The following is a 10,695-nucleotide window of genomic DNA, read 5'->3' as shown; positions in this document are numbered from 1 at the left end:
TCACGGAGTGGACGAGCACGGCGCAGACGAGCGCCACCACGGAGATGACGCGCAGGGCGGTGTGGGACACCTTGCCCTTTTCAGCGGCGATCTGGGCCCAGAGGTAGACGCAGGAGAGGATGAGGTAGACCATGAGGACGATGATGTCCCACATGAGCGGGCTGCCCAGGTTGGAGTACACGAACAGCTCCCACACGCGCAGGGGCTGGCCCATGTCCACCACCACGAAGCCGATGGCGCCCACGGTGGCGGCGATGGAGGTCATGACGGCCACCTTGCTTATGCCGCCGAAGCCCTTTATGCCGAAGGCCTTGGGAACGGAAGAGATGATCAGGCCGCCGGCGGACAGGCCGACGAAGAACATGAACATGGTGATGTAGAGGCCCCAGGAATCCAGGTTGCGCATGCCCGTCTGGACCATGCCGCCGGACATCTGCACGAACCAGAGGGCGATGCCGATCGCGGCCACCACGGCGGACGCGACGATTCCCGCCATGGCGCCCTTGCCGACCTTAGCCGGGGCCTTCGCGGGAGAGCCCGCGGGAGCGGCCGCAGCGGCCGCAGTTGTTTCAGTCATTGTAATTCTCCTTGTTGTCACAGACCCTTGGGTCCCAATAGGGTAAGCGAGGGGCGCTGCGGCGCCCGCAGTTGCTCCGAAGCCCGGCCGAGCAGCCCTCGCGCTGCGAGGGAAAGGGTGGGGGCAAGGGCGGGCGATCGCAGCGTGCCGCAGCGCCGAGCCGTTCCGGCGTTCGCCAGAACGACGGAACGTAACTAGACCAAGTAGTAGATAGAGGGCTTGGTGCCCATTTCCGGAAGCAGCTGCTTATGGCTGCGCGTAGCCACCAGCTTTGCCACTTCCGATTCCGGATCATCCAAGTCGCCCCACCAACGGGCCCGCTCAGGACATAGATGCATGCAAGCGGGCTCTTGGCCGTCAGCAATGCGTTGGTAGCAGAAAGTGCATTTCTCCACCGTATGCTTTTGGTGCTCTGGAATGTCCGCATCGCCCACAGCAAACTCGTAATAAGCCTTCGGCTCTTCCCAGTTGAAGGAGCGCACGCCGGTGTAGGGGCAGGCGGCCATGCACATACGACAGCCGATGCACTTCTCGTAGTCTTGGCGCACCACACCGGTCTCCGGGTCTTTGTAGGTGGCGCCAACGGGGCACACCTTCACGCAGGCGGGGTTCTCGCAGTGCTGGCAGCCAATGGGCATGAATTCCAGTTTCCCCTGGGGCCATTCGGTCAGCGTGCTGTCGATCGAGTAGCCGTCAGTGGTGGCTACCCTATTCCACCAAACATTCTGCGGCAAGTTATTGGCCATTTTGCAGGCAACCGAACAAGTATGACAGCCAATGCAGCGATTCAAGTCGATTGCCATTCCGTAGTGACTCATAATTTATGCCTCCTCGTACTTGACCACTTCGCACAGGCAATCGAAGTAGTTGTCATTGCAATCGAAGGGATCACATTCCCGCATAGTGAGGTCTTGGTAATGGCCCGCAATGAACTGATCCGCCTGCCAGCCATGGGGCAGGTTCACAATGCCTGGCTGCAACGCGTTGTCGATGCAAAGCGCCACCACCACAAAGCCGCGATCGTTGAATACCTTCACCAAGTCACCGTGGCCAAGTCCGCGGACCTCAGCATCCTTTGCGTTCATGTGCAGCTGCGGTCCTTCTTGCAGCTCCAACATCCAGGGGTTGTAGCCTGTGGTGGTGTGGGTGCGATACCGCGTGTGAGCAGTAAAAAAGATGAGCGGGTACTTCTCTGCCAGAGGGTTTTTCTCAAACCCTGCCACCGAGTAAGGCCAAGCCTCGGCCGGCGGTTGGAAGAAGGGCAACCGCTCTTTCTCCACATCGATGGCCACGCCGTAATCGTTGATCTGACGCGGATCTTCCAAGTAGAAGGAAATGCGGAAATCCTGCATGAGGAAATAAGGATCGTAGTACTCATCGTGCAGCACGCGGATAGCCTTTTCCTTTTGCAGTCGCTCATAGGTGACCAGCTCGCCGTTGACGTCCAGCGGCTCCTTGCCCGTCAGGCCGTTCATAGAGGTGGCAATCATCTCTTGCGCTACCTGCTCGGAGGTTTTGGTGTACAGCTGCTCCAGTCCGAACTTAAGCGCCAGCTCTCGGGTAATGTCGAAGTCGCTCTTGGCCTCGAACGCGGGCTCCACGCACTTTTCACCCCAAGGAGTATAGGGGGTGAACATGGCCACGCTGGCATCTTCTTCTTCCAGCCACTGGGCCGCCGGCAGCACCAAATCGGAGAACTGAGCGGTTTCGGTCATGATGGGGTCTACGGTTACGGTGAACTCCACTTGATCCCACGCCTTCAGCATGGCCTGCCTGTCAGGGGTGTTAGCTAGCGGGTTCGCCGAAACTACCACAATGCTCTTAATGGGGGCGTCTTCCCCTTTGTACTTCCCCGTTTCCATAATATCGGGAAACTTCAGCGCCGCGTACACCGGGCCGGGCTTAGAGTCGGGAGGCACCATGTACTGGTCGTAGGAGACGGGGATCCAAGGCATGCTGGCGGTTACGCCGCAGTAGGCCAGCCCGCATCCAGGTTTCAGGAAATTCCCGGTCAAGGCGGAAAGCGCCACCGACACCGAGAAGACTGCATGGGAATACACCGTGTGGCCCAAACCATTTGAAACGGCGAAGATGGTGGGGCCGTCCACCATGGCATTAGCGAGATCGACAATCTCCTGCTCGGTAATGTCACACAGCTCTGCCGTGCGCTCGAGCGTCCACTCGGCGCAACGATCGTGCAAAAGGCTCAAGGCCGTGGTGCACTCAATCGGTTGTCCATTCACGTCCACGGTGAACGTGCCCATGAAGGCAGGATCGGTTACCTCTTCGATATGCACTGCTTTGCCCTGGGTATTGTCCCAGATGAAAGCCGGATCGGTGGTGTAGGCAATGCCAGTTGCACTATTGCTCATGCCATTGGGCACGGCGGGAATACCGAAGTCGCTGTCCCGCAAAAACTTCCCATCGGTAGACTTCACCAAGTACATGGCAGTGGTGCTGCGCAGCTGAAACTCCCAATCGACCAGCTGGTTTTCAATGATGTACTTGCAAATGGCCATGCCGAGCGCCGAGTCGGTGCCGGGGCGCACAAATAGCTGCCGGTTCACCTTGGCGCTGGTTGCAGTAATGTTCGGATCGATAAGGGTAAGGGTGGCTCCGCGGTCGCGCGCTTCCTGCATATAGCGGAATTCTTGCGGACTGCATTCAGCCGGATTCGCACCCCAGATAATAATATTCTTGCTGTTTTTTGCAATGGAAGGGCCGTCGCAACCGAAATTCTTGACCCCCATTTGGTTGTAGGTGAACATTTGCGCCTGATCGGCACCGGGCAAAAACGAGCTGATGCCCAAAATGGTGCAGAGCTTCGGCCAAGAGCCGTAGGAGCTGTTCAGCGTTACCGTTGAGCCGTAAACCGACCAGCGCACAATGGACTTTCCGCCGAATTGCTGAATGTAGCCACCCCACTTCTGGACAATCTCTCCCAAAGCATCGTCCCAGCTGACGCGCTCCCATTCGCCGCCGCCGCGAGGGGTGCCCTCCACCCGTCGCATGGGGTATTTGACGCGACGCTCGTTGTAGAGCGTTTCCATCATGCTCATGCCGCGCAAGCAGCCTTTGCTCCTGCCCTTGGTCACCGGGTCGGCATCGGGATGGATGTGCTGTTTCATGGCCACCACTTTGCCCTCACGCACATGCACATCCCAATGGCACATGTTGGCTCCGCAGTTGCCGCGACAATAGTTGATTTTCACCTCTTCCGCTGCTTGGTCTCGAGGCTGATCCGCCCTCGCAAGACCACCCGTGACGCTGGCACCAATGGCTGCAGCGCCCGCCAAGGCGGCAGTGCTCCCCAAAAACGCCCGACGCGAAATCTGGACAGGCTGTTTGGACGTAGTTCCCATTCGATCCTCCTTTTCTCTCGTTAGCGCCATGCCAAACGACGCGACGCTTCCCCTGCGGAGATAGTGGATCCTTCAGGACAAAACATCAAGAATCCCCGCTATACGGGTTTTTCTTGCAAGTATTAAAGTTGACTCAAGCTCTATAAGGAAATTTTTTCAGCCTATTGGGAAATTGCATAGTGCCTTCTCTTAGCTTCGAATCTAGAACTGAAGCGCTTCAAGGAAATCCAGGTACAGCTGAAGCGCCGGAGAAACCCGCTCGGGCAGATAGGCAATGTAAGTGCCCGCCACCGCATCGGGTTCGTCGAGCAGTCGGAAGCAATGGCCCGGCGCATTGATGAACGGCAGCGATGCCAGCGTTTCGTCCATGATGATAAGCTCATCGGGGCCATAGGCGGAAAAGAAGCTGACCCCCGGTTGGCTCACAATACTGGTGTCAAACGAGAGTCCGTGGTCTTTGAGCAGCTGAATGACACCGCAGGCCCACAGCTCAACATCGATGCCCATAGGGAACTTCTCGCCGTTCAAATCGGCCCAAGTCAGGTGCTCGCGATCTGCCAAGGGGTGCCCGCAGTCCATCCAAACCCCCAAACGGTTGGGAAACGTGGGGCGTATTTCGCGGAAGGCAACTCCCTGTTCCCGATCAACGTCTTGCGGGCACACGCACACCATCACGGCGTCAACTCCTTCCCGCATCAGCTCCTCATAAGCAGTGCCAGCAACGGAGTTCATCTGCGAGAAAAACACTCCCCTGTGGCCGGCAAGAAACGAGTTGATAGATTGAGCGAAAGTGCAACCGGAGCAATTGGAGTCGCTACTGGAGGTGATGGTGAGGGATAGCTCTATTTCGGCCGCCGACCGCGTTAGCTCTAGAGTGCGGTTATAAGCCTCAATCACCGAAGACGCACCTTCCAAAAACACCCGACCACTTTGGGTAAGCCGCAATGGCGTGGAGCGACCCACCAGCACCGATCCCACTTCTGCCTCGATGGCGGCAATATGATTGCTCAAGGTTGGTTGGGAGATATGCAGCTGCTTCGCAGCCCGCGAGAAGTTCATCAAACGGGAAAATGTTACAAATTCGCGCAAATATTCGATGTCCATGTGCCCCCCCCATCTGTTATAGGCGAGATTATAGGCCATAGGACCGCTACGGAAAAACTAGGACGAAACAGAATCTCGCCCCTGAAAGCGACAAAGCATCAAAAGCCCGGCCCCTTTGTCACTGAGCCCTTTGGCCGCGCCTACAACTCCCCCAAAATGCGCTGGGTGCGGGCGGCGCATTCGGCCTTTGCTCGCTCCTGGTCGATGGTGGGGAAGGCGCCGTCGCGGTACACCACCTGCCCATCGCACAGGGTCATCACCACGTCCGACCCGCTTCCGGCGTAAACCAAGTTGTAAGTCATGTCGGTGGCGGGGCACCAGCTGGGGCCGGCCACGTCCAGCAGACACAGGTCGGCCCGCATGCCTTCCTTCACCAGGCCGCAGTCCTCCCGCCCCTGGGAAAGCGCGCCGGTGCGCGTGGCCGCCTGCAGCGCCTGCTGCGGTGTGACCGCCGTGGGATCCAGCGTGGCCCCCTTGTAGATCATGGCCTGCAGGTACATGTCGTGGAACAGGTTGTGATTGTTGTTGGAGGCCATGCCGTCAGAGCCCAGGCACACCTTCGCCCCCTTCTCCAGTAGGCGCGGAATGGGGGCAAACCCGCTGCCCAGCTTCATGTTCGATGCCGGATTATTGGCCACAAACACTCCGCGATAAGCCAGAGTGTCCATATCCGCTTCGTCTAGCCACACGCAATGGGCCGCTGTTACCGGTTCCTCAAACAACCCAGTGGACTCGAAATACGCTACCGGGCTTAGGCCCCCGTGGCGCTCGCGGCACTCCGCCACCTCTTTGACGGTTTCCGAGAGATGGATGTGCAGCCGCAGCCCGCGCTCTTTCGCAAATGCCGTTACGTCCCGCACCACCGGCTCGGTCGTGAGGTACTCCGAATGCAGCGCGCAGTCCACGTGGATGCGCCCGTCTCCGGCGCCGTGCCACTGGCGAATCATCTCTTCGGTTTGGGCGTATTCGACGCGCTCGGCGAAGGGGGTGTCCCCCAGCAGCACCGGGGCGCTGCCCAGGCTGGCCTTCATGCCGCTTTCCATCACCGCCTGGGCGCTGCGCTCGGCGTTGTAGTACATGTCCGAGAAAGACACCACGCCGAAGCGGGCCATTTCCGCGCAGGCTAGCAGCGTGCCCCAATAGCAGTCATCGGCCGTCATTTTCGCTTCAAAGGGAAAGCACTTTTCGTTGAGCCATCGCTGCAGGGGCAAGTTTTCCGCATAGCCGCGCAGCAGAACCATGGGGGAATGGGCGTGGCAGTTGTAGAGGGCCGGCATCAGCAAGCGGCCGGCGCCTTCGACCACCTCGCCGAAGTAGGCCGATGCGTCGTGGGGATCGGCCGCCTGCGTCCCGTCAGCTTGGAAGGCGGCAGGGGCCGTCGCCCCGCGCGGGTCAGCCGCGTACGAGCCAGATACACGCGGGTCGGCCGCGCCCACGTAGGCCACGCGCCCATCGCACACCCCCACCCACTGGTGCGGCACCACATCGAAATTCTCATCCAACACACTAACGTCGGCAAAAAGCATCTCGTTCTCCCTCATTAACCCAGACGTTTTATCTCTCTGCCAGAATCGTAGTGCATCGTAACACTACCAGACGCTCCCCCTCCCTGCCCCCAAGACAGGTGTCCCAAAAAAATAGGAGCACCCAAAACTTGGGAACAGCGTAAGCTGGGGGAGCTTGGCTCGGTCGCAATGTGCAAGCGCATTTACAAGGAGCAAACTACCGAAGCAGGGGGTGTTCCGTTTTTCAAAATTGGAACTTTTGGAGGAGAGCCGGACGCCTTTATTTCTCAAGAAGTATTCGAGGAATACCGTAAGTTGTACCCATTTCCCAAGATAGGTGACATTCTTATTTCAGCGGCCGGAACAATTGGGAGGACAATTGTTTATCAGGGAGAACATGCTTATTACCAAGACTCAAATATCGTATGGCTCGCTCATACCAACCAGCTCGATAATGGCTTCTTCTTGCAATATTTGAACAAGCAGAAATGGAAGAGCTTAGAAGGCAGTACCCTTAAACGACTTTACAACAAGGATATTCTTGATGCGCTTATTGCCTTGCCAAAACCGCATGAACAAGCCTGTATCGGCTCCCTCTTCCGTAACCTCGATTCGCTCATCACCCTTCATCAGCGTGAGTAGTTTCGCTTGTCCTTCGCCCTATGCGCCTATGCTGTTCTAAGGCCTTCATCAGCGTGAGTGCCGCACGACGAAAGGACGGAAAATGATTTGCGACCTCACTCCGCAGGACACTTTTTGTAACTACTACAAGCAGTGGGTTTCCATGTACAAAGAAGGAGCAGTGCGCGATGTTACCCTGGCAAAGTATAGACTGACATGCTCTTGGCTTGAAAAACTGATCCCTGGACTTGCCCTCAAAGACTTAAACCGCATCACGTATCAAAAGCTGCTGAACGACTACGCACTTTGCCACGAGCGCCAGACCACGATGGACTTTCATCATCAGTTGAAAGGAGCAGTGCTCGACGCAGTCGATGAGGGACTAGTGGAGCGGGATCCCACCCGCAAGGCCATCGTTAAAGGAAAGGCGCCTGGAGTTAAGAAGCAGAAGTATCTGAATCAGTTTGAACTCCATCGTCTGCTAAACGACCTTGAGCTCGGCCCACAGATTTCTTGGGATTGGCTGATATTGCTGATTGCAAAAACAGGGCTCCGGTTCTCCGAGGCGATAGCTCTTACTCCTTCAGATTTTGAGTTTGCCAGGCAGATCGTCTCCGTAAATAAAACCTGGGACTACAAGAACGGCACAGGGTTTGTTCCGACCAAAAATAATTCGTCTGTGAGGAAGGTCCAGCTTGACTGGCAGCTTGTGATTCAGTTCTCGGAACTTACCAAAGCCTTCCCGCAAGACCAGCCCATTTTTGTTAGCGGCAAAGTGTATAACTCCACAGCGAACGACGTTCTTGAAAGGCATTGTAGGCGCGCGGGCATCCCCGTGATTTCAATCCACGGCCTACGCCACACCCACGCTTCCTTGCTGCTATTTGCCGGCGTCTCAATTGCGAGCGTCGCGAAGCGGCTGGGGCACGCCAGCATGAACACAACGCAAAAGACCTACCTGCACATTATCCAAGAGCTCGAAAACCAAGATGTTGACCTTGTCATGAGGTCCATTTCAAGCCTCATCTAACCAGAAAAATGCTCACGCTGATGAAGGGTGATGAGCGAGTCGAACTTCGCGAAAAGCGCGCCGATGCGGGATTGTTCTTCCCTGGAAGCAGGAACAGCAAACTCGGTGCTTGAAACGTTTTGCCAATCAGCGCGTGGCATCTTTGTCCCAGTTGATTCGTTCGCAACTCGCTCAAATGCGGGTGTTCTGATGAGGGTAAATAGAAAACTCGAATTGGCGCCGATTGGATTAAGTACCCAAAAATCACCGAGTGCTATGCCCCTGAACTGAGGATTTAACCAATTTCTCAGATACGGCCGGAGCTTTCCGTACAGAACATCGTCTGGCTCGAAGGCAATCCCACCACGCGTGTCGTTTTTATTGAACACATCATTATTCAGAGCGCCCTGACCCGAAACGATATCTTCGTATTCAACTCTAGGGAGTCCCTTGTCGTCCGAAAAACAATTCCTTCTCTCGACTAACTCAGAGAGCTTACGCTGTTCCCAAGTTTTTGGCTGGCCAGTCTCTTCTTTTTCGTTTCTGCGACCATCTTCTCCTGTCGAATCGATAGTGTAGAATCTTGCAGGGTTCCTACCTACCGAGAGGCAGCAATGATCAAGCTTAAAACCCTTACCATGCAGGTAATAAACGGAGACGCCGATGGGGTGAAGATTTGCCGCGTCGCGGGATCGACTCTCGTTACCGTGGTAATTCCCCGGGAGCTTCTTTCAGAGGCAAAGGCCCTCCCCGAAATACCGAAGCGAGGGATTTATTATCTCCTTGATGACAATAAGGGCAGACTTAAACGAGTTTATGCGGGACAAACCGTTCAAGGCATACAACGCCTGGACGATCACAACCAGCGAAAAGACTGGTGGAACAAAGCCGTCATGTTCTTAGCCCCTGATACCGAATTCAGCATGGACGTCGTAAGTGGCCTAGAAGCAATCGCCATCAAGTACATCAAAGAGCATGGCGCCTATGAAGTCGAGAATTCGAACGATCCAAAGCCCTATGTCAGCCCATACAACGAAGACTTCATTCACTCGCTGCATGATGATATTCAATTTCGCATGGCTCTCTTAGGATTTGGCCTCGACGCAATAGGGGATGATTCGGGAAATCCGCCGAGCGAAGTGTTCCACACCTATCGCCGAGGTGTTAGGGGCCTTGGCGTATACAACGCGAGCGAAGGGGCGTTTGACGTTCTGCCCGGCTCGGAAATTGACATTCGCGTTGTCGCCGGAACCCCCAAACATCCTAACCAAAAGCTGGAAGAGCTTAGGAGCAAGCTTCTTGAAGCAGAGGACCTGGTTGCCGACGAAAACGGAATCTATCGCCTAGGACGCACTCTGCACTTCGACAGCCCCAGCGCGGCGGCAGTTTTCGTTCTTGGAGGCAGTTGCAATGGTTGGGCGGAGTGGGTCAACGAAGAAGGCGTAAGCCTTTCTCGGGTTTACCGCGAGGAATAGCGAGACGCAAGCTCAGCCCAAATTGTAGCTTTCGTGTTCCACCCAGGTGGGCAGGATTGACTCATAGCCGTTGGCATCAACCATCCGGGCGATAACTGCGAACGCCCGGATGGCGTCCAACGCCTCCCCTTCTTGAAAGTCAGGGGCATCTGCATAGCGCGTAAGCGAAATGAGGCTTGAAAGATATGCGGCCTGCTCAAGGCATTCCTCACTGAAATCAAGGAGATTCAATTCTTGGGCGCGATTGAGCAGCGAGGCGATATTGTGCGTGAAGGGAAAAGCTTCGCCGTTCTCTTCGAACACGGCCTTGACCAGTTTTTCGGCAGCCTGTTGAGCGTGATAGCCAATGCTTTCCGCATATTTTGCAATTCCCAAGGATGCAAGGGCATCGATGGTGTCAACGTCAACGGATGCGGCGTAAAGAAGCCCCCTGTATTCTTTAGCCATATATTTTCACACCCTCATTGGCGATAGCGTAATCCACTGTCGTGCGACGCCGCTGCCTCTCCAGGTAATCCTCGCGCGGCCGGGTAAGTAGGTCATAGTCGAAGCCGGCATTGAACATAAGACGAGAAATCGAGGTAGAAGCCTTGGTCGCATAGCGGAGAGGCCTTTCTTTGTCGTCCTCGGTAATAACCATGATGTCCACATCGCTCGACGGCCGCTCTTCGCCGCGTGCGTAACTGCCAAAAATGTAAATGCTGTCCGTGGGAACGGCAACAGTAATGGCATTTACAACGGATTCAAGCAGGCTGAGGGGAATGCGCAGGTCTGCCGCGGCAGGATTAATCAAGGTATTTTTGGAAGTGCGGTTTTCCATGCGTATCCTTTCGTACGCGTAAATTTTACCACGCCAATCAACGAAGCCTTTTTGGCCGAAAAAGACGAGCGGATAATTGACACGAAGGCGGATAACTTGGGAACAGCGTAGGTTGGGGGAGATTGTTGGCAAGACGTATGGGGGTGGCACCCCTTCGACCGATAACGAGCAGTATTGGAACGGCGCAATTCCCTGGATACAGTCTTCGAATGTTCCCGAAGA

The 10,695-nt window shown here is 55.9% G+C and carries 11 protein-coding genes; 3 read left to right on the top strand and 8 right to left on the bottom strand.

Annotated elements, in window-relative coordinates:
- The 5 genes from nrfD to DMP11_RS09850 all read right to left on the bottom strand — a co-directional run.
- Positions 1-577, bottom strand: a 577-nt coding sequence (nrfD, locus tag DMP11_RS09870) for an NrfD/PsrC family molybdoenzyme membrane anchor subunit (RefSeq protein ID WP_161555364.1), incomplete at its 3' end; no start/stop codon positions are given.
- 194 nt (positions 578-771) lie between these two features.
- The gene (locus DMP11_RS09865) at positions 772-1,395 is read right to left on the bottom strand and encodes a 4Fe-4S dicluster domain-containing protein (RefSeq protein WP_123186319.1); all 624 of its coding nucleotides are present in this window, start codon (positions 1,393-1,395) and stop codon (positions 772-774) included.
- Between the two features lie 3 nt (positions 1,396-1,398).
- The gene (locus tag DMP11_RS09860; protein WP_161555363.1) at positions 1,399-3,939 is read right to left on the bottom strand and encodes a molybdopterin-containing oxidoreductase family protein; all 2,541 of its coding nucleotides are present in this window, start codon (positions 3,937-3,939) and stop codon (positions 1,399-1,401) included.
- A 201-nt stretch (positions 3,940-4,140) separates the two neighbouring features.
- Positions 4,141-5,043: a LysR family transcriptional regulator gene (locus DMP11_RS09855; RefSeq protein WP_136845837.1), complete on the bottom strand. Its 903-nt coding sequence runs from the start codon at positions 5,041-5,043 to the stop codon at positions 4,141-4,143.
- A 140-nt stretch (positions 5,044-5,183) separates the two neighbouring features.
- Entirely contained in the window at positions 5,184-6,569 is a 1,386-nt protein-coding gene (locus DMP11_RS09850) for an amidohydrolase (protein ID WP_123186316.1), read from the bottom strand.
- A 54-nt stretch (positions 6,570-6,623) separates the two neighbouring features.
- On the opposite strand from DMP11_RS09850, the gene DMP11_RS09845 reads away from it, so the two are divergent.
- On the top strand, positions 6,624-7,190 hold the full coding sequence (locus DMP11_RS09845; protein WP_211329103.1) for a restriction endonuclease subunit S: 567 nt from the start codon (positions 6,624-6,626) through the stop codon (positions 7,188-7,190).
- Positions 7,191-7,272: 82 nt separating this feature from the next.
- Positions 7,273-8,199 (top strand): site-specific integrase, encoded by a 927-nt coding sequence (locus tag DMP11_RS09840; protein WP_123186314.1) that lies wholly within the window; start codon positions 7,273-7,275, stop codon positions 8,197-8,199.
- On the opposite strand, the gene DMP11_RS09835 is transcribed toward DMP11_RS09840, so the two are convergent.
- Positions 8,196-8,750, bottom strand: a complete 555-nt coding sequence (locus DMP11_RS09835; RefSeq protein ID WP_123186313.1) for a restriction endonuclease subunit S — start codon at positions 8,748-8,750, stop codon at positions 8,196-8,198. The two genes, DMP11_RS09840 and DMP11_RS09835, sit on opposite strands and share 4 nt — an antisense overlap.
- 42 nt (positions 8,751-8,792) lie before the next feature.
- Here DMP11_RS09835 and DMP11_RS09830 point away from each other — a divergent pair, with 42 nt between their 5' ends.
- Positions 8,793-9,653: a GIY-YIG nuclease family protein gene (locus DMP11_RS09830; protein WP_123186312.1), complete on the top strand. Its 861-nt coding sequence runs from the start codon at positions 8,793-8,795 to the stop codon at positions 9,651-9,653.
- Between the two features lie 12 nt (positions 9,654-9,665).
- On the opposite strand, the gene DMP11_RS09825 is transcribed toward DMP11_RS09830, so the two are convergent.
- Together DMP11_RS09825 and DMP11_RS10450 are read right to left on the bottom strand one after the other, a co-directional pair.
- A complete protein-coding gene (locus tag DMP11_RS09825) occupies positions 9,666-10,100 on the bottom strand; it encodes a HEPN domain-containing protein (protein WP_123186311.1) in 435 nt (144 codons plus the stop codon).
- The coding region (locus tag DMP11_RS10450) for a nucleotidyltransferase domain-containing protein (protein WP_211329101.1) at positions 10,093-10,695 on the bottom strand (603 nt) is incomplete at its 5' end. The genes DMP11_RS09825 and DMP11_RS10450, both read right to left, overlap by 8 nt.

It is taken from the genome of Parvibacter caecicola (genome assembly GCF_003725335.1).
Lineage (GTDB): Bacteria > Actinomycetota > Coriobacteriia > Coriobacteriales > Eggerthellaceae > Parvibacter > Parvibacter caecicola.
The sequence above is the reverse complement of the archived record's forward strand: the minus strand, read 5'-3'. Positions and strand labels throughout refer to the sequence as shown.

What these genes read in the sequence shown, in the direction of transcription:
- DMP11_RS09850 (WP_123186316.1), bottom strand. Translation starts at nt 6,569, where the DNA reads ATGCTTTTTGCCGACGTTAGTGTGTTGGATGAGAATTTCGATGTGGTG.
- DMP11_RS09865 (WP_123186319.1), bottom strand. Translation starts at nt 1,395, where the DNA reads ATGAGTCACTACGGAATGGCAATCGACTTGAATCGCTGCATTGGCTGT.
- DMP11_RS09860 (WP_161555363.1), bottom strand. Translation starts at nt 3,939, where the DNA reads ATGGGAACTACGTCCAAACAGCCTGTCCAGATTTCGCGTCGGGCGTTT.
- DMP11_RS09855 (WP_136845837.1), bottom strand. Translation starts at nt 5,043, where the DNA reads ATGGACATCGAATATTTGCGCGAATTTGTAACATTTTCCCGTTTGATG.
- DMP11_RS09825 (WP_123186311.1), bottom strand. Translation starts at nt 10,100, where the DNA reads ATGGCTAAAGAATACAGGGGGCTTCTTTACGCCGCATCCGTTGACGTT.
- DMP11_RS09840 (WP_123186314.1), top strand. Translation starts at nt 7,273, where the DNA reads ATGATTTGCGACCTCACTCCGCAGGACACTTTTTGTAACTACTACAAG.
- DMP11_RS09830 (WP_123186312.1), top strand. Translation starts at nt 8,793, where the DNA reads ATGATCAAGCTTAAAACCCTTACCATGCAGGTAATAAACGGAGACGCC.